This is a genomic window from Methanobacterium sp. (genome assembly GCA_030017655.1).
Classification (GTDB): Archaea; Methanobacteriota; Methanobacteria; order Methanobacteriales; family Methanobacteriaceae; genus Methanobacterium_D.
In genome coordinates this window covers 30,032-49,854 of record JASEIM010000009.1, presented here as the reverse complement: position 1 = coordinate 49,854, position 19,823 = coordinate 30,032, and the positions used below count along the sequence as shown (strand labels likewise).

Below are 19,823 nucleotides of genomic sequence, written 5' to 3'. Positions count from 1 at the left end.
TGAAAATTTCCTTGCCATTACAGTTGTATTTGTTTCTTCACTGGCCAATTCTGACTTTTTAATTGAGATAGATGCTTTTGCAGCTATTCATAAGTAAAAAACCCAATTAAATTATTTTTCTGTCACTAAAACATCCCTCGTATCTATTTTTTAAATTACAAAACAACAAAACCTAAACTCAAACATATAAGTACCATATTAACCAATTAGACATTGCAATTAGAAAATACTGAAGTGCTGATAAGGATGGACTTTGAAAAAATAACTATTATTATAATACTAATTATCCTTTTATCCTCATTTTTACTTGTAAATCCCGCATACAACAAGGAATCCACAGATTTATCCTTAGTATCTCATGTTAAACATATTGCAAAAGAAATAGGCCCCAGACCAGCCGGATCAGAAAGTGAAAGAGAAACAGCCCATTATCTTAAATCAAAATTTGATGCTTATGGAGTCAAAACCGAAATACAGGGATTTAAATACTATTCAATGGATTCAAAGGATATTAAAAGGTCTGAAAATGTTATAGGAACTATTAATGGGACTTCACCAAAACAGATCATCATATGTGCAGATTTAGATACTTATTACGATAAAATAAACGGCAATTATATTGAAGGCGCTAACGACGATGCAACAGGTCTTGCATTACTTATAGGACTTGCAAAACATTATCAACAAAAAAAACCTTATTATACCATTAAATTAATAGGTTTTGGGGCCGGAGAAGATGAATATACATTTCCAGTTGATTTAAATTCAAAGAACAGTTCAGATGAATACAACAAAATCATTTTCATCCCTTATCTTGTTGGAGCACGTCATTATGTTCTCCAAAATCCAGATTCTGTGAATAATACCATTGCAGTTATAAGTTTAGAGGCGGTTGGAATTGGAGACCCCTGTTTTGTTAATCAGGATTCATTTGTGGAAAATGATCCTCTTTTTGTTAATTTTTTAGTTTCAAATACCCGATTTAACGGCTTCAATGCAGAAAAAATTGACTTCATGGCCTACAACATAAGCGGCAGAGAGGTATCCATCAGCCATATCTATCTACCCTTTGCCTATTCTAATATTCCCTCAACATTTTTAACTTGCATGGAAAATGCAAATACTAAATCAATGATCCATGACAATAGTGAGATACCTGGTTATTTAACAGTTAACGACACCTATAAAAATCTTGTAAAAAATAATGGGGACGAAATAGGGCTTCAAAACCACCTCAACACAGTATTCAATATAGTTACTATAAATATAGATCAGATGTCAGTATTTTATGCTCTTAAAGAACATTTACCTGTTAATGAAGCCCCTATCTAAGTTATTATACCCATTACACTATTTAACATTAAATTATAAGCCAATATCACTAATTTATCTCTAATTTTTCATAAGCATTTTATAATATCAATTCAGATATCAATTAACAAATAATGGTTAATTAACAAACAAAGGAGGATAATTTAATGTTAGCTAAAAACATCTTCAGCATATTTTTAATATTAATATTTGTTTTTGGAATTCTTAATTCCGCCTGTGCTGACTCTGGACCTAATATAGGTGCAAATCAAGCTAAATCGATAGCGCAAAACTATCTAAATTCACATAAATTACCTTACAAAGCTGTTACTCCAGGATTGGATAACTGGCAGGTTAAAGTAAAAGACACCAAAACCGGTGAAACAAAATGGATACCATTTAATGTGGCCAAAGAGGACAGTCCTGACTTCGGCGGACCTGGTCGGTATGAATGGATTGAAGGAATTAACAGCACATGGATTGTACATGTCAATGATAACAGCGGAAAAAGCGTTGGGAAAATCTATGTTGACTCTGAAACCGGCAAAATAACAGGAACAGAACTAAGATCACCCCATAATGCGCATAATGCTTCCAATAATAGCACCGATTCTAATCAAACAGATAATGTAACTACCCAGACTTCCCCGGCATCATCATCCGGCAATAACACAGGAATTATATTAGGTATAATTGTTGTGCTTGTTATTGTTGGTGCAGGTTACTGGATGTACAGCAGAAGATGAGAATAAATAGCATTCACTTTTTTCTTTTAATTAAACTATTTACTAAAACTAATACTCACAAACAACCTTCTTTTTGAAAAAAGCTCTAGAAAATTTCATTTTTTAGGCGGCAGAAATTCTGAAAGAATTTTTGAGCGGTTGATCAAAAAGGCCCTAGAAAATCTTCGATTTTGTGGTCTTCAAACATACAGTATTTGGGACATCGAAAATTACATTTTCAAATGCCCGAAAAATTTCTGATTTTTCAAAGACCTCGCAAAAAAAATGGAGCAGTGGAAAGAAAAAACAAAATTTAATTTTCTAATATTTACTCAGAAAAGCTAACCCTTTCAAACTTCTCTTTTTTATCCAGAGGCTTAGTGGCATCCACTCCAACCTTAGTTGTTGTACCATCAAGTGTTGCGCACGGATCAAGGGAAGAACCTCTTGCTCCCGGCACAATCATGATATCTTCATCGCCTTTAACTCTTGTTGCAATTGCATATTCAATATCTTCAGCATCGAATATGTTTACATCTTCATCAACAACAATGGCGTGTTTTAGTGAAGGATGTGCAGCAAGTGCTGCCATTATAACGTTTTTTCCGTCTCCCTGAGTTTGTTTCTTTATTGAAATTGCTGCATGAAGCCAGCAACAACCTCCTTCAGTTAAAACTACATTTTGAACTGTTGGAACAGTATTCAAGACTGCATTATAAATCCTTGGCTCCTGTGGGAGCCCCTGTAAAAGCCTGTGTTCAAATCCAGCAGGCATTATGGCATGATAATAGGGATTCTCTTTGTAATGAATCTTACTGAGTTCTATAACTGGTTCGTTCCTTACAACATCATAAGTATCTGTTAAATCTACAAATGGTCCTTCAGGCTCCCTTTCATGGGGTAATATCTTACCTTCCATGATTATTTCTGCATCAGGCACTTCCATATCAACATCTTCACATTTTATAAGCTCCATATTCCCTTCATGGAAATTATTAGCCACTTCAAGCTCGTCTGTTGTTATTGGGACTGATGTGGTTGTTGCAAGGAGAGTTGCAGGATGCATCCCAATTGCAATCGCCACTTCAAGTGGTTTATCCATTTCTTCTGCCACTTTATAATAAGTATAGAGATTTCTAGGAACTATACGAATTCCAAGCCTGTTTTTTGAGTTTACAAGCATTCTATGAATTGATGCATTTCTTATTCCTGTTTCAGGGTCCTTTGCTATTACAACCCCTGCAGTCATATATGCTCCACCATCTTTTTTGTAGTAAGTTGGTACTGGAATTTCGCCCAAATCAGGTTTTTTTTGAGTAATATAGTTCTTTTTTATGTTTTCAACATTTTCAACAGGAATTGGATTTTCAGTAGCTTCCATTATCCTTTTTGTGATTTCTGGCACTGTTACTGAGATTCCGCGGGCTATTTTTTCTCTGGTGTTGCAGATTCCAGATATAATCTTAATATTGCTGTCTTTTATGTTTTCAAAAATTACTGTATCCTTAGGATGATTCCTCAAGATATTTGCAACTTCATATTCCGCTGATATTTGATCTTCAATCCTTATAATGTTAAATTCTTCTTCAAGAATCTTTAAAAATTCTCTCATACTTTCACCAGCCAATTAATTACCAAAAATCATTGCAAGGGCAATTGTAAAGAAAATAAATGCAATCCCAAGCCATATATAATTTACAGGGCAACCACAAGAGCCCATTTTGCAGACTTCCTCAGATATATTTTTTTCTTCTTTCATTTATCCATTACCTACTGATTACACTCGATATTCCCTTTAAATCTTCTAATATCTCTTTCGATATCCTTATTCATAATTCCAAGCATTTCGCCAGCGAGTATGGCTGCGTTACCTCCATTATCTATACCTACAGTTCCAACAGGAACTCCTGGAGGCATATTAACCATTGATAAGAGAGCATCAGTTCCATCTAATCTAATTGAACATGGGACTCCTATAACTGGCTTTTCGGTGTATGCTACAATGGCTCCTGTAACATGAGCAGACATTCCAGTGATGGCTATAAAAATTTTGGCGTTTTTAACCTTCTTTAAATATTCCTCAAATCTTTTTGGATACCTTATAGGAGATATAACGCTGAAATCATAATTTACATTCATTTTATCAAGAAAGTTAGTTGCTTTCTTTGCAAATTTTATATCTGAATAACTTCCTGCAATTATCGCTATATCTAAATCTTCTATTTCATCAGATGAGGGTTCACTGAATAAGTCTTCATTTTTAAGCTCTTCTTCTGGAATATCAAGCAGAGGAGAATAATAGTCCCCGGTTATAGCTTCAAGAAGGTTCCTTTCATCTACAGCTATCTTTTCAAAGAATGAATCTCTCATTGAAGAAACCCTTTTTCTTACATCTTCATCGTGGATTCCAATAATCTGTGCTGCAAGTATAGCTCCATTTTCCCCACGGTCAATTCCCACTGTTGCAACAGGCGCTCCAAATGGCATCTGAGCTGAAGCATAAAGGGCATCTAGTCCTCCTAATTTAACACTTACAGGAACCCCAACCACTGGTTTATGAGTATTTGCAGCTATCATTCCAGGTAAATGGGCTGAAAGCCCTGCAATACCTATAAATACTTCTATTCCTTCATCGGTGGCCTTCATAACTATTTTTTTCACTTTCTCGTGTGTTCTATGCGCTGAAGCTACTTTAACATCGTATGGGATGTTAAGTGTTTCTAAAATGTCTATAGCTTTCTCTGCTATAGCATAATCAGACGCACTCCCCAGTAATATCATAACTTTTGGTTTCATTTGACACCTACAATCTATTTATAGCATTAATTTATTATGTAGAAAGATGATAAGTTCCATAAGATATTTTCAATATTAACTCACATTATTTATAAAACTTGATATGAAAATTTGAGGTGTACGTTTTGTCCTGGGTTATTCTATTTTTCATCCTTTTAGTGGCATCTATAAAAAACAGAGAATCAGAGCCAAAAATGACGGTTTCAATTGTAATTCCTGCATATAATGAAGCAAAAACAGTAGAAAATGTAGTTAAAGCAGCGAAAAGCCTGAATTATGTTGACGAGATAATTGTGGTTGATGATGGATCATCTGATGGAACCAGTGAAGCTGCAGAAAGAGCTGGAGCTACTGTCGTAAAACACCTGAAAAATAAAGGAAAAGGTGCAGCTTTAAATACAGGATTTAAAAAATCAACCGGAGATATAGTTGCCTTTATTGATGCTGATTTACAAAATTTAACCTCTAAACAGGTTGAAAATATTATAATGCCTATATTAAATGGAAAAGCCGATGTTACAAAAACTAAATTTAAAAGAAAAGCCGGAAGAGTAACAGAATTAACTGCAAAACCTCTTTTAAACTTCTTTTTCCCTGAATTAAAGTTTGAACAACCTTTAAGCGGACAATTTGCCGCAAAAAGGAGCTTCTTAAATAATATTAAATTTGAAAAAGATTACGGTGTTGACGTTGGAATTGTGCTTGATGCAGATGTCAGGGGGATGAAAATAAAAGAAGTTGACATTGGTGAAATTGAACATTCTATGTCAACACTTAAAGAATTAAATGCCACTGCCAATGAGGTTGTTAGAACAATTGTGGACAGAGCCATGGAATATGGCAGAGTATCCATGATGGATACCCTCGGTAAATATATAAGAATGAGCATTCTTGGCCTCTCACTTTCTTCACTTGGTGTTTTTTCAGTATTTTTCATTAAAATGGTTCCAACAGTTGCCGGAGCAACACTTTTAATTGTTGGACTCATTATAGCTCTTTATTATATCATTAAACTTATTAAACGATCATTTAATATAATTTTAAGGCCGGATAAAAAATCCACATCAATAAAATCGTTTTTATATATGCATTTTCCCATCATTGTGTCTGCATTAATATTAATAGCCATGCTGGCTACACTTTTAGGGGCTGTACATGTAGAAGAAGGTAAAATATCTATAGAACCCGCCTCAAGTAACCTGGTAATATGGATTGATCCTGCAAAAATCAGAACTATTGATGTAAGGGGCCCCTATACCGTAGATGGTGCTCTAGAAAATGAAAATTCAACTTTAAGAGTTCCGATAGAGGCTATGAACTCCCTTGAGTTAGGCTATGGTGATGTAATTTACATAAAGGATAAAAGATACAATTTAACCCAAACCATGCCCGGAGAAGATAACCTGTTGAGAATGCCTGCTGAAGTCAGGGCAAACTTTGATCTAAATATTGGAGATATAATCAGAGATAGTAATTTAAGAAATATCTTTAAAGATGTTTATGCAGAAAAATCTCTGAGCATAAATTCAAATATAACTAATTTCCAGGTGAAAGAAGGAATCTTTATAAAAACAGGCAATATAAAAGGCAACATTGTAAATATATACATGGATAATCAGCTAGTGTCAACAACTACAGGAAAACTAAGAAACGGATCATATGAAATCTATATTAATAATGTTAAGGAAAAAACGATTTATTACAACTCAAAAAGCACTAAAAACACATATTATGCATATTGGGGTAAACACACAATTAAAATTGAAATTGGAGATGTAGCTAATTCAAACGTTGCATTTGCAGACTCTACTGAAGGTAGATTTTTAAATCTAATCTTTAAAAATAATTAATTACTTATTCTAATAATAAACCTTCACAGCTTCCCTTATGTCATTATAGAGCCCAAGTGCTGCAAGTGCTCCAATCTTTCCTTCCGCCCCTGTAACTTCTACAAGTTGAATATTCATTTCTTTTGCAACTTTTTCTGCTTCTTCAAGGGTAATCATAGATTTTTTAGCGACTTCAGCATATTCTCTAAGTTTTTCTGGAATATTAATTCCATCGAGAATTGCCATTGCTGTTTTACCAGACAATGTATGCTTTTTAAGCAGCTTACGCGCTTCTTCTATAATTTTTTCACGATCCCCTGGTTTAATAGCAAATACCAATGCAATAGATACGCAGTTTTGAGTTTTATTAGGATTATGGGGGTAAAGTTGCACAATAACATGATCTATGTATTCAAATCCCATTTTACTGAGTTCTATACCTATATTATTGGCTAATGTCCATGTTGCTCCTTCTTCTTTGGTATCAGTATCATCAATACCTATTACAATCTTTTCAAGTTTTGGAGTCACAACTGCGGCTCTTCCAACCTTAGATCCGCCCCCTATATCATAAAGTTCAACCCTTTTAACTCCTTCAGCCATTCCGCGACACATTGCTGCCCCTACTCCGGCACCGGCGAGTCCGGCATGAATAACTTTGACTTCATCACCCTCAACTGAAACTTCCTCAATTCCTGCAGCGGAAAAACTTGCTTTAAGATTTAAATCACTTTTTCCGACTTCTGCAAGGTACGTATGCTTGTTTCCATCTCTTTTCGCGCTTTTTACAATGTTGCTCGACCTTTCATACTGGTAAACCATCCATTCTGATCCGCCAACACAGGGGTGGTACTCCACAATTTCCACAAGGTCTTTATCAACCATTGTGAGGACCTTTTTATAAGGAGCTATCCATGGGTCTTTAAATTTATCTTTAAGATCTTTTGGAGTTAATATTTCCATAATTACCATCTACATGATTGAGTTTAATACCCAATTTATCAAATTATTGAAATTTATTGTAAATAATTTTTATATTCATGAATACTGATTATATAAAATAAAGTTAATGAAATATTAAAAAAATGAAAAAAGGCTATTTTAACCGCTCACACATCTTAACAGCAGCTTCAACGGCACGTTTTCCATATTCTACACGTTGATGAGCTTCTAAACGTGTCATTCCAGGGCCTGAAATTCCTAAAGCAACTGGTTTATCGTATTCAAGTGCTAGATCAGCTATTTTACGTGAAGCGTGCTGTACAACAATCTCGTCATGTGATGTGGCACCTTCAATAACTGCCCCAAGCGTAATAACAGCGTCTATCTCATCATCTTCTAAAAGCTTTTTGATTGCAAGAGGCATATCAAAAACGCCAGGTACGGCTATAACTTTTGTTACCTCAGAATCTAGAAATTTTGCATGCTCTTTAGCAAGTTCAAGCATCATATGAGTAATATCATAATTGAATTCCGCTACTACTGCTCCTAATCTGACTTTTACCATTTTCTAACCTCCATAATGACCTAAAATTCATCTTTAATACTAAGAAGATAAAATTTACCTTAAATAAATTTATTTTATCCTACATATATGATTATTGATAAAAATTAAATCTATAAAACATATAGTATAGCAGCCGCTACTGCACTCCCAATCATGAGAAAGATTATAAAAAGGGCTATAAGCTGTGCCTTTTCCATATAATTGACCTCCAGAAATATTCCTCAAAAATTCATAGAATTTTTGGGACTCGAAAATCTTCGATTTTCAATAGTTTCAATATTTTTGCTGTTTAGGAAACATATTTGCCTCCTTCAACCTCTAAAATCTTTGATTTTAGGTTAAAAAATGCAAACATTTTAAACTCCAGCAAATTTTGCTATTTCATTAACAGTTTCTGCAAAAATATCTATTTCTTCTTTGTTATTATAACAATGAACTGATGCTCTAACAGTTCCTCCTAAAGCATCCGCACCTAAATGCTTTATTGCGGGAATTGCGCAATGGTATCCACTTCTAACACAAATATTTTTGATTTCATCAAGTATTTTTGCAACATCATGCGAATTCATGCCTTTAATATTAAAAGCAACAATACCATGGATATTTTCTGGATCTCCATAACATATGGTGCTGTCTATATCATTTATTCTTTCATACATATATTTTGTGAGTTCTATGCTGTATTTTTCAATATTTTCAATTCCAATACTTTTAACATAACCCACAGCCGCTCCAAGACCAATAATACCTGCAATATTCTGAGTTCCTCCTTCAAATCTTGCAGGGATCGGTTCAAGAGTGTAATCGTCTTCTGTAACATCCGATACTGTTCCACCGCCCAGATTCAATGGTTTAAGATGTTCGGCAATTTCATTTTTACAGTATAAAAAACCTGTTCCAACAGGCCCTAAAAATCCTTTATGGCCAGGGAATGCAATAAAATCTGCTTTTGTTTCTTTAACATCTAGTCTCATGTGTCCTGCAGATTGGGCAGCGTCAATCAAGTATAAAATATCATTCCTTTCTGCAATATCACCTATTTCATATATTGGCTGGCATGAACCAATAGAATTAGAAATATGTGTGGTGGTGATTAGCTTTGTATTCTTATCTACAGCTTTTTCAACATCTGCCGCATCTATTACTCCAAAATTATTGGCTTTTATGATTTTTAAATTAATTCCCCTCTTTTTCAATTCAAGCCATGGTATAAAGTTTGAATGATGCTCTATATTTGGAACAATTATTGAATCACCCTTTTTAAAGTCTAAACCATTAGCTACAAGGCTAATTGCTTCAGTGGTGTTCTTGGTGAATATCACTTCATTTCTAGCAGAATTTATGAAATTCGCTATTTTATCCCTTGCATCTTCAAACTTTGTTGTTGATTTAACCGCTGCTTTATATGCTCCTCTTCCTGTATTTGCATTGAAATTATGATAATAATCAAGCATAGCATTTATCACAGGTTCCGGAGTAGGAGTGGTACTTGCAGCATCCAGATAAATAATTTCGTTGAGTAAAGGAATATCTGCTCTTATCTTACTATTTTTAATGTTTTTCATAAAGAACCAACCATAATCAACGATAGATTTTATCTGGAAATTAAATTATTAATTATTTACCTTCTATTTTGTTTCGTACTTCACGAGCCATTTCCATTGTGGAAGCATTTCCACCCAGGTCCTGAGTTACGACTTTACCTTCGCTTAATACTTTTATTAACGCATTTTCAACAGAACGGGCGGCTTCATGCTCTTCAATGTAATCAAGCATTAATACTGCAGATAATATCATTGCAGAAGGGTTTGCTGTGCCCTTGCCCGCATGACGTGGTGCAGATCCATGTACTGGTTCAAATAAACCATGATTTTCTCCAATATTTGCAGAAGGAATTAAACCTAATCCACCGACAAGTCCTGCACCTTCATCTGAAAGAATATCACCAAATAGATTGGTGGTTACTATTACATCGAACATGTGAGGATTTGTAATGAAAAACATTGCTGTAGCATCCACATAACGATCATCAGTTTCAATATCACCATAATCTTCAGCTATTTTATAAAAAGTGTCTCTGAAAAGACCGTCAGTCTTTTTAAGGACGTTTGCTTTGTGAACTGCTGTAACTTTGTTTCTGCCTGTTTTTTTAGCGTAATCAAAGGCAAATTTACAGATTCTCTCAGATGCTTTTCTGGTTATGACCCTTAAAGCTGTTGCTCCATCTTCTGTCTCTTCTTCAATACCAATGTAGAGACCTTCAGTATTTTCCCTTACGATTACAAAATCTAAATCATCATAAATACTTTTAGTGCCCGGATATGATTTTACTGGCCTTAAATTAACATAAAGATCCAATTCCTGTCTTAATTTAACGATGACATCCGCTGCTGATTCTCCTGCAGCCCCAAATAAGCATGCCCGCGAATTTTTAACTATATCAATTGTTTCCTGAGGTAATGCAACTCCAGATGCTGCTTCGTATTCATCTCCTGCATCTGCAAATGTGTAATCAAATTCAACGTCAAGCGCATCTAAAACATGTAATGCTGCTTCCATGACTTCCTTTCCAATACCATCGCCAGGTATTACGGCTATCTTATACATAAAAACACCTGTATTCCTATAAATTTATTCATTATATATTTTAATAATCTAATTAATTTCTTTAATTTTATTGTTTAATTTCATCCACTTTATCCTTTAGATACGGAATTAATCCACCCTCATTCAATATTTCAAGCATGAATTCGGGTAATCCTTTTATTTTAAACTCTTTACCTGTATTAAGATTCTTTAAAATACCTTCTTCCATATTAATTTCTATTTCATCTCCTTCAGAAACATCTTTGGAGATATCTTTAACTTCTATAAGTGGAAGGCCTATATTTATTGCATTTCTATAAAATATTCTTGCAAATGACTCTGCAACCACTACAGAAATACCCGCACCCTTAATTGCGATTGGGGCATGTTCTCTTGATGAACCACAGCCAAAATTAGTGCCTCCAACGATTATATCGCCAGATTTAACTTTTTTTGAAAATTCAGGGTCTGCTCCCTCCATAACATGCTCTGCAAGGTCTTCAGGATCTCTTAAAACCAGATATCTTCCAGGGAGAATAAGGTCAGTATCAATGTCATTGCCAAATTTCCATACTTTTCCTTTCATAATAACACCACTTATTTTAGATTTCTAGGATCTTCAATTTTACCTGTAATTGCAGATGCTGCTGCAACTGCTGCTGAGCTTAAATAAACTTCTCCTTCCGGACTTCCCTGCCTTCCTTTAAAATTCCTGTTTGAAGTGGAAAGACTGACTTCTCCCGGCCCTATGAGGCCCACATGTCCTCCAAGGCACGGCCCACAACATGGGTTACAAACAAGAGCTCCTGAATCTACAAATATGTTCATTAACCCTTCATTTAGTGCTTTAGTATAAACTTCACGTGAAGCGGGTATTACAAGCATTCTTATGCTGTCTGAAACTTTATTTCCTTTAAGAATCTTTGCAGCATCTCTTAGATCTTGAATTCGGCCATTTGTACATGATCCAAGGAAAACCTGGTCAATCGGTGTTCCTTCAACTTCCGAAATTCCATGAACATTATCAACATTATGAGGACATGCAATCTGGGGTTCGAGATCATTAACATCAATATCCATAATTTCAAGGGATGCAGCATCTTCATCTCCCTTAAATACTTCATAAGATTTGTTTGATCTTGCATTAACGTAGTTAAGGGTTTTTTGATCTGGTTCAACAAGTCCTGTTTTACCACCCATTTCTATGGCCATATTACAAAGCACCATCCTATCAGATACAGATAAATTTTTGGTGGTTTCCCCTCCAAATTCACATGCTTTGTATGTTGCACCGTCAGCACCAATTTGACCTATTATATTAAGTACAACGTCTTTTGCGTAGACATGATTTCCCAATGTGCCTTCAATATTGAATTTAATAGTTTCAGGTATTTTAAACCATAATTTTCCTGTTGCAAATACCATAGACATGTCTGTTGAACCTATACCTGTTGAAAATGCACCTAATGCTCCATGAGTACATGTATGAGAGTCTGTTCCAACTATAACTTCTCCAGGAACTACATGTCCTTTTTCTGGAAGAACCTGATGGCATACTCCTTCTCTAACGTCGTAAAAATTGGTTATTTTTTGGTCTTTAACGAATTTTCTCATTATTTTGTGATTTTGGGCCGCATCAAGCGAATCTGCAGGTACCTGATGGTCAAAAACGATCACAATTTTCTCCGGATCCCAGACTTCTGGAACTCCTATTTTCTCAAAAGACTCTACAGACAGAGGTCCAGTTAAATCATGAGTCATAGCCACATCTATGTTTGCCATAACTATCTCACCAGCCTCAGCTTCTTTTTTACCTGAAGCTTTTGCAAGTATTTTCTCTGCCATTGTCATTGACATCTGTAATCCTCCTTATGCTCTTCATAATTAGTTTGAATTCATGTTAACCTATTTAAAAAAGTTTATATACAAAAATAGGCCCAATTTGGCTAAAAAAAGTTGCTATTTTTAGCAGTTAAGCATATATATTGTGGTGTAAATACTACTACTATCTACATATTAATATATATGACACTAAATTAATTCTTCTAAAATTTAAATGTGTCGGTTATAAGTGAGGGCATCAAGATGGAAAAGGATATAAAGAGCGAATATCAGCGAATCAGTGATAAAATCTCATATGAAGATTTCTTAAAACGAATAGAGGAAATGAAAAAAGATTATGAAGAAGTAAGTTTCATGGATGAGCTGGATATTGCAAGAATGATAGTAGGGGAATACATTGACGAAGAAAATGTCCCGGAAGCAAAAAATGACGAATTACGTAAAATAGCTGACTTAGAAACAGGTTTACATGACATAAGCATAGTTGGAAGAATAATGCACATCTCAAATGTTAAATCATTTACCACAAAGAAAGGAAAAGAAGGCAAAGTAGCAAATCTCATGATTGCAGATGATACAGGTGAAATGCGCGTTGTACTCTGGACAGAAAATATTAAAATGCTTAAAAAAATCAATGAAGGAGACATCGTCAAAATAAATAATGTAGAAATAAAAGAGGGGTATAGAAACGAAGAAGCTCACCTCCAAAACAGATCTACCATAGAAAAACTTGATGAATCAGAGGATTTTCCAGAATATAATGAAAAAATAACCCCTATTGCTGATATTAAAGGGGAAATGCAGGTTAATGTTATTGCCCGAGTTGTAAGAATTTCAAGAATCAGGCCATATAACAGTAATGGAAGAGAAGGAAAATTCGTTACCCTTGATTTAAAGGATAACACGGGTTCAATATCTTTAACTCTCTGGAACAGGGATGTTGAAATATTAAACGAATTAGAACTTAAAGAAGGAGATTCTGTTAAAATATTAGGTGCTCAAAGCCGTATTAGGAATGGGGAAGTTAACTTAACTCATTCATTTATTGGAAGAATAATTAAAGGTGAATTTGACGTTCCTGAACATAAAGAAGAGATTATGAAAATCGGCGATGCTCACGAAATGAAAAATGTCATGTTAATGGGTGTTGTAAGTAAAATACAGGATAAAATAACTTTTGAACGAGCAGATGGAAGTACTGGAGCGGTAAAATCCATTGTGATTTCAGATGATACAGGTTCAATAAAAGTAACCCTCTGGAACGAAGATACCAACTTAAATATCAACAAAGGAGATATTTTAAAAATTACGGGCGGAAATATTGAATTTGATGAATATTCAGAGACTGATTACAGAGTAAACACTGGATGGAACAGTAAAATTGAGATAAATCCAGAAGATGACGCAGGTTTAAAAGAAGTTCTTGAAGAACATAAAAAAGAGCTTGAACCCATCAAAATCGAGGATCTTCACAAAATTGAAGACGAAGGTGAAGAAGTGGACATTATCGGAAGGATAATGGAAATTTATGATGCAAATGAGTTCCAGAGAGCCGATGGGACTGTTGGACTTGTAAGATCAGTTAAAATTGCTGATGATACTGGTACTGTTAGAGCTTCATTCTGGGATGAAAAAGCAGAAATGAAATTAAACAGAGGGAATCTGGTAAAAATCGAAAATGCTAAAACAAGATTTAGGGACGACAGTGTAGAATTAAGCATTGGTAAAACCGTTAGAATCATTGTAATGAATGATGATGGTCAAAGTCTTCCTTCATTAGATAAACTTGAAGAAGAAATGTATAAACCAGTTAAAATCGAAGATTTAAAGAATATAAAGAGTGAAAAAGACGAAGTCGGAGTAATAGGCCGTATAATTAATCTTTACGATATAAATGAATTCCAGAGGGCCAATGGAACAATGGGGATGGTAAGATCAGTTGAAATTGCTGATGACACCGGCATTGTTAGAGCATCATTTTGGGATGAAAAAGCAGAAATGGGCCTAAATAAAGGCGATGGAATATGGATAAAGAATGCTAGACCCCGATTCCGAAATAATAGTGTAGAACTTAGCGTTGGAAGAGCTACAACAGTAGTAAAACCAAAAGATGAAGATATTGAAGCCCTTCCTTCACTTGAGAAAATTGAAGAATCAATATACCAAACCAAAAAAATCGAAGAATTAGCAGAAGAAGATAAAAATATCAAAGTAAGTGGAAAAATAATCGAAGCTTACGGGGACAGAATACTCTATGAAATGTGTCCAAACTGTAATAAAAGGATTGAATACGTCGATGATGCATTTATTTGCGATTTCTGCGGAGAGGAAACTGAAAAACCAAACTATCTCATGATACTTCCATGTGTAATTGAAGATGACACTGGAACTGTCAGAACAACATTCTTCAGAAAACAAGCTGAAGAATTGCTCGGAATGACAACTGATGAGGCAAATGAAGTAATTGCAAAAACTGCAGATGAAGGATCTCTTGCTGAAAAAGTCGAAGACCTGATTGGCAGCAATATTACAGTGATTGCAGATGCAAGCTTCGATGAATACAATGAGGAGATAAGGCTCATCGCCAAGAAGATAATGAAAATGGAATATTAAGTTCAAAACGAAATTAGACAAAGTGATGTGCATTTTATAAACCCAGAACTTAAGTTCCATACTTAATTTTACAAACTATTAGGAGAATCAAAATGGTCGAATTAGAAGATTTACCCAATGTTGGAGAAAAAACTGCCCAAAAGTTAAGAGATGCAGGTTTTGCAGATATGATGAGACTTGCAACAGCAACTGCCAAAGAACTCAGCGTAAAAGCTGAAATCGGTGAAGGAGTCGCTGAAAAAGTTATTGAAGCTGCAAGAAAAGCCGAATCAATTGACTTTGAAACTGCATTTGATGTGATGGAGCGCCGAAAAGATGTAGGGAGAATAACCTGCGGAAGTAGTGCTGTTGATGAACTCATTGGTGGCGGAATCGAAACTCAATCTATAACAGAAGTTTTTGGTGAATTCGGTTCAGGTAAAAGTCAAATATCCCATGAAATTGCAGTTACAGTACAGCTTCCAGTTGAAAAAGGAGGTCTTGAAGGAGAATGTGTATTTATAGATACAGAAAACACTTTCAGACCAGAAAGAATAGAACAAATCGCTACAGGATTTGAACTTGATCCAGAGGAAGTCTTACAGAAAATACACATTGCAAGAGCTTTCAATTCAAGTCACCAGATTTTAATGGCAGATAAGGTTAACGAATTAATTCAAAGTGGAACCAACATTAGACTGGTCATAGTAGATTCTCTGACCGCTCACTTTAGAGCAGAATATGTTGGAAGGGAATCACTTGCAGTAAGGCAGCAAAAACTAAACCAACATCTTCACACATTGCAAAACATTGCAAACACATACAATGTAGCAGTATTTGTTACAAATCAGGTGCAAGCAAGACCTGATGCATTCTTTGGAAGTCCAACTAAGGCTATTGGTGGTCACGTGCTTGGTCACGCTGCAACCTACAGAATCTGGCTTAAAAAAGGACTTGCTGGAAAAAGAATTGCAAGGCTTGTAGACAGTCCACACTTACCTGAAGGTGAAGCTGTATTTAAGATAGTAACCGAAGGTATAACTGACTGATTGAAACATGCGATGTTTAAGAGCGTGACTAGCCATCATGCTCTTTCATTTAATTTATTTTTGAAATAGAATCTATTATAGAATTTAAATAATGTGGATTATAAAAAAACTTATTTTAATAGTAATAAATTGAATATAATGAATTCCATTGAAACTATCATTCCCATTATAATAATGATCATCCTGGGATATTTTCTGAAAAGGATCAATATTCTAAGGCCTGATGATGCTAACATCTTAAATAAGATTGTAATTTACATCGCAATACCTTCACTAATATTTATTGCAATGTATGACTTTGATATAACTATTTTACCATCCATTATACCTATCACATTTATATGTTTAATTATAGGAATAATAAGTGGGACATTAGCCTATATATTCTCTAAAATAAGAAATTATGACCAAAAAACCCGCTGGAGTACTGTTATTACATCAGCCATGTTTAACTCAGGATTTCTTGGATATCCTGTTGTGCTCGGGGTTTTTGGTCAGGAAGGTCTTGTAAGAGCAATTTTCTATGATATGGGTTCAATGATTCTTTTCATTGCATTCGGAATCTTTTTTTCCATAATATTTGCCGAAAAATACTCTTCTATTCTTAAAAGAGCATTGATATTTCCCCCTCTTTGGGCTATAGCCCTGGGAATTTTTTTAAATTTTATAAATTTTAATATCGGACTTTTGGCATCCAATACTCTTAATTACCTAAGTGGCGCTGCAATACCTCTAATCATGATATCTTTAGGGTTATCACTTGAATTTAGAGGAATAAAAGAAAACATCGAAGCCGTGTTTTCAGTTTCTATTATTAAACTGCTAATTGCACCCTTTTTAGCATTTTTTATTGTGTTAATTCTTGGAATAGGAGGTCTTGAAAAGCAGGTGACAATCATCGAAGCCGCCATGCCCTCCGCAATGCTCTGCCTGGTTCTGGCAATTACATATGATCTGGATATTAAAACTGCTGCAGCATGCATATTTGCAACTACAATATTAAGTTTGACCACAATTCCATTAATACTGGTTCTTTTATCTTAGATTTTTAATTGCTCTCCTCTATGCATTTAACTTTTAACTCAGAAAATCGAAGAACTCACTGTTGACCTCTTCAGCATGAGTCCATGCAATATTATGCGGCCCGCCTTCCACTACCACTAGCTTACTTCTTTTCAAAAAATCAGACATTTAATTTCCTGAATTGGGGAACGGGACAATTCTATCCTGATTACCATGAATTATTTTATATTTATTTAATACTATCAAAAAAAGAATCACCTTCAACTACTTAAAATCAAATACGTAGGAAAATTAGGATTTTTATAGCTAATCGTCTCAATTAATACTTTAATCTGATGGGATAGCATTTGCAAAATTTAATAGAAAAAATGATATTCGAGGAATAATTACTATTATAGAGACAGGATTTTTTTAATACAGAGTATAATAAAATTACAGTGAGTTCCTGTTCTCATATATATACTTTGTATAAAAAAATAAATAGAAAACTTTATCTATGTTGTGGGGATAGACCTACATCACATACATAAAAATGATTATCTCATATACAAAAAGGTGATCTAATGGCAGAAAAAAAAGAAACTCAAGAAACTACTGAAGAACCAAAAATAGGAGTGTACGTGTGTCACTGTGGTATTAACATCGGTGGTGTCGTTGACATAGACGCAGTCAAAGAATATGCAGCAACACTTCCTAATGTTGAAGTCGCGGAAGAATACAAATACTTCTGTTCTGACCCTGGTCAGGAAATGATCCAGAAGGACATTAAAGAAAAGGGAATAAACAGAGTTGTTGTAGCAGCATGTTCACCAAGGCTCCACGAGCCAACATTCAGAAGATGTGTTAGAGAAGCAGGATTAAACCCATTTTTATTTGAATTTGCAAACTTAAGGGAACACGATTCATGGGTACACATGAACGAACCTGAAGCAGCAACTGAAAAAGCAAAAGACCTTACAAGAATGGCAGTTGCAAAAGCAAGATTATTAGAACCACTAGAAGCTGAAACTGTAAGTGTAAAAGACTCAGCCATGGTTATAGGTGGAGGAGTTGCAGGAATTCAGGCAGCACTTGATTTAGCCGACATGGGATTCAAAACTTACTTAGTAGAGAAAAACCCAACCATCGGTGGAAGAATGGCTCAGTTAGACAAAACATTCCCAACTCTCGACTGTTCCATGTGTATTCTCGCACCTAAAATGGTGGATGCTGGAAAACACGAAAATATTGAGCTATTATCTTACTCCGAAGTTAAAGATGTAGACGGATACATTGGTAACTTCAAAGTAACCGTAGAGAGGAAACCAAGATACATAAGCGAAGAATTATGTGTTGGATGTGGATCCTGTGTAGATGTTTGTCCAATAGAAATTCCAAACTACTTCGACGAAGGAATTGGAATGGTAAAAGCAGCATACATCCCATTCCCACAAGCAGTACCTCTCCTTGCTACAATAGACAAGGATTACTGTATCGAATGTAACCTCTGCGACCAGATATGTGAAAGAGGAGCAGTTCAACACGATCAGGAACCAGAAGAAATTGAACTTGACGTGGGGACAATTATCGTTGCAACCGGTTATGACCAGTTCGACGCAAATGAAAAACTTGAATACGGATATGCTGAAAACGCAAACGTTATCACCGGTCTAGAAGTTGAAAGAATGATCAACGCATCCGGACCAACAGAAGGTAAAGTTTTAAAACCATCTGACGGTGAAAAACCAAAACGTGTTGCATTCATATTATGTGTCGGTTCAAGGGATGAAAAAGTGGGTAACGAGTACTGTTCAAGGGTTTGCTGTATGCACTCCATGAAAAACGCTCAACTCATTAAGGACAAAGCACCTGACACCGAAGTTGCAATCTACTACATGGATATAAGAGCATTCGGTAAAGGATTCGAAGAGTTCTACAAACGCTCACAAGAAAAATACGGTATCAAGTTCATAAGAGGCCGACCAGCAGCAATCTTAAGTAACCCTGACGAAACCGTTACAGTAAGATCTGAAGACAGTTTACTTGGAAAGGTAACTGAATACAACTACGACATGGTTATACTTGCAGCCGGTTTAGTGCCACCAGCAGGTGCAGAAGAATTAAGACAAACCATAGGTCTCTCTAAGAGTGCAGATGGGTTCTTAATGGAAGCTCACCCAAAACTCAGGCCTGTAGACACATTAACTGAAGGTGTATACCTTGCAGGTGTCGCTCAAGGACCAAAAGATATTCCTGACTCCGTAGCTCAGGCATCTGGTGCAGCAGCAAGAGCAGCTATCCCGATGGTTAAAGGTGAAGTGGAAATTGAACCAATCGTTGCAGTAACTGATACTGACGTCTGTGGTGGATGTGCAGTTTGTATTGAACTATGTCCATTTGGTGCTCTATCAAGAGAAGATGAACAGGCAAAGGTTAACATAGCACTCTGTCACGGATGTGGAACATGTGTTGCAGCATGCCCATCTGGAGCAATGGACCAGCAGCACTTCAAAACTGCACAGATTATGGCACAGATTGAAGCTGCATTAAATGAGCCAGCATCAAAATAAACAAGGACTGCGAA

At 35.4% G+C, this 19,823-nt stretch carries 16 protein-coding genes; 7 read left to right on the top strand and 9 right to left on the bottom strand.

What is annotated here, in order from left to right:
* The first annotated feature begins 246 nt into the window (after positions 1–246).
* Positions 247–1,332, top strand: coding sequence for a M28 family peptidase (locus tag QMD61_05650; GenBank protein MDI6724113.1), 1,086 nt, complete (start codon positions 247–249; stop codon positions 1,330–1,332).
* A gap of 146 nt (positions 1,333–1,478) precedes the next feature.
* Entirely contained in the window at positions 1,479–2,057 is a 579-nt protein-coding gene (locus QMD61_05645; GenBank protein MDI6724112.1) for a hypothetical protein, read from the top strand.
* Positions 2,058–2,364: 307 nt separating this feature from the next.
* Here QMD61_05645 and QMD61_05640 read toward each other — a convergent pair whose 3' ends face one another.
* The 3 genes from QMD61_05640 to purE are packed head-to-tail and all read right to left on the bottom strand — an operon-like array spanning position 2,365 to position 4,832.
* The gene (locus QMD61_05640) at positions 2,365–3,648 is read right to left on the bottom strand and encodes a UbiD family decarboxylase (protein MDI6724111.1); all 1,284 of its coding nucleotides are present in this window, start codon (positions 3,646–3,648) and stop codon (positions 2,365–2,367) included.
* A gap of 15 nt (positions 3,649–3,663) precedes the next feature.
* Positions 3,664–3,795: a hypothetical protein gene (locus QMD61_05635; GenBank protein MDI6724110.1), complete on the bottom strand. Its 132-nt coding sequence runs from the start codon at positions 3,793–3,795 to the stop codon at positions 3,664–3,666.
* Positions 3,796–3,806: 11 nt separating this feature from the next.
* Positions 3,807–4,832: a 5-(carboxyamino)imidazole ribonucleotide mutase gene (purE, locus tag QMD61_05630; GenBank protein ID MDI6724109.1), complete on the bottom strand. Its 1,026-nt coding sequence runs from the start codon at positions 4,830–4,832 to the stop codon at positions 3,807–3,809.
* Positions 4,833–4,957: 125 nt separating this feature from the next.
* Here purE and QMD61_05625 point away from each other — a divergent pair, with 125 nt between their 5' ends.
* Positions 4,958–6,682 (top strand): glycosyltransferase, encoded by a 1,725-nt coding sequence (locus QMD61_05625; GenBank protein MDI6724108.1) that lies wholly within the window; start codon positions 4,958–4,960, stop codon positions 6,680–6,682.
* A 9-nt stretch (positions 6,683–6,691) separates the two neighbouring features.
* On the opposite strand, the gene QMD61_05620 is transcribed toward QMD61_05625, so the two are convergent.
* The 6 genes from QMD61_05620 to hacA form a co-directional block, all read right to left on the bottom strand.
* Positions 6,692–7,624: a DUF1743 domain-containing protein gene (locus QMD61_05620; protein ID MDI6724107.1), complete on the bottom strand. Its 933-nt coding sequence runs from the start codon at positions 7,622–7,624 to the stop codon at positions 6,692–6,694.
* Positions 7,625–7,757: 133 nt separating this feature from the next.
* Positions 7,758–8,168 (bottom strand): 6,7-dimethyl-8-ribityllumazine synthase, encoded by a 411-nt coding sequence (gene ribH / locus QMD61_05615; protein MDI6724106.1) that lies wholly within the window; start codon positions 8,166–8,168, stop codon positions 7,758–7,760.
* 356 nt (positions 8,169–8,524) lie between these two features.
* Positions 8,525–9,733: a cysteine desulfurase gene (locus QMD61_05610; GenBank protein ID MDI6724105.1), complete on the bottom strand. Its 1,209-nt coding sequence runs from the start codon at positions 9,731–9,733 to the stop codon at positions 8,525–8,527.
* A gap of 52 nt (positions 9,734–9,785) precedes the next feature.
* Positions 9,786–10,775, bottom strand: a complete 990-nt coding sequence (locus tag QMD61_05605; protein ID MDI6724104.1) for an isocitrate/isopropylmalate family dehydrogenase — start codon at positions 10,773–10,775, stop codon at positions 9,786–9,788.
* 67 nt (positions 10,776–10,842) lie between these two features.
* Positions 10,843–11,340 carry a homoaconitase small subunit gene (gene hacB / locus QMD61_05600; GenBank protein MDI6724103.1) on the bottom strand — a complete coding sequence of 166 codons (498 nt, stop codon included), beginning with the start codon at positions 11,338–11,340 and terminating at the stop codon, positions 10,843–10,845.
* Positions 11,341–11,351: 11 nt separating this feature from the next.
* Positions 11,352–12,611 (bottom strand): homoaconitase large subunit, encoded by a 1,260-nt coding sequence (gene hacA, locus QMD61_05595; GenBank protein MDI6724102.1) that lies wholly within the window; start codon positions 12,609–12,611, stop codon positions 11,352–11,354.
* 228 nt (positions 12,612–12,839) lie between these two features.
* Here hacA and QMD61_05590 point away from each other — a divergent pair, with 228 nt between their 5' ends.
* From QMD61_05590 to QMD61_05575, 4 genes are all read left to right on the top strand, one after another.
* Positions 12,840–15,209: an OB-fold nucleic acid binding domain-containing protein gene (locus tag QMD61_05590; protein MDI6724101.1), complete on the top strand. Its 2,370-nt coding sequence runs from the start codon at positions 12,840–12,842 to the stop codon at positions 15,207–15,209.
* Between the two features lie 92 nt (positions 15,210–15,301).
* Complete coding sequence (gene radA, locus QMD61_05585) at positions 15,302–16,237, top strand: DNA repair and recombination protein RadA (protein MDI6724100.1); 936 nt, start codon at positions 15,302–15,304, stop codon at positions 16,235–16,237.
* 138 nt (positions 16,238–16,375) lie between these two features.
* Positions 16,376–17,281 carry an AEC family transporter gene (locus QMD61_05580; GenBank protein ID MDI6724099.1) on the top strand — a complete coding sequence of 302 codons (906 nt, stop codon included), beginning with the start codon at positions 16,376–16,378 and terminating at the stop codon, positions 17,279–17,281.
* Positions 17,282–17,823: 542 nt separating this feature from the next.
* Positions 17,824–19,809, top strand: a complete 1,986-nt coding sequence (locus QMD61_05575) for a CoB--CoM heterodisulfide reductase iron-sulfur subunit A family protein (protein ID MDI6724098.1) — start codon at positions 17,824–17,826, stop codon at positions 19,807–19,809.
* Positions 19,810–19,823 lie beyond the last annotated feature (14 nt).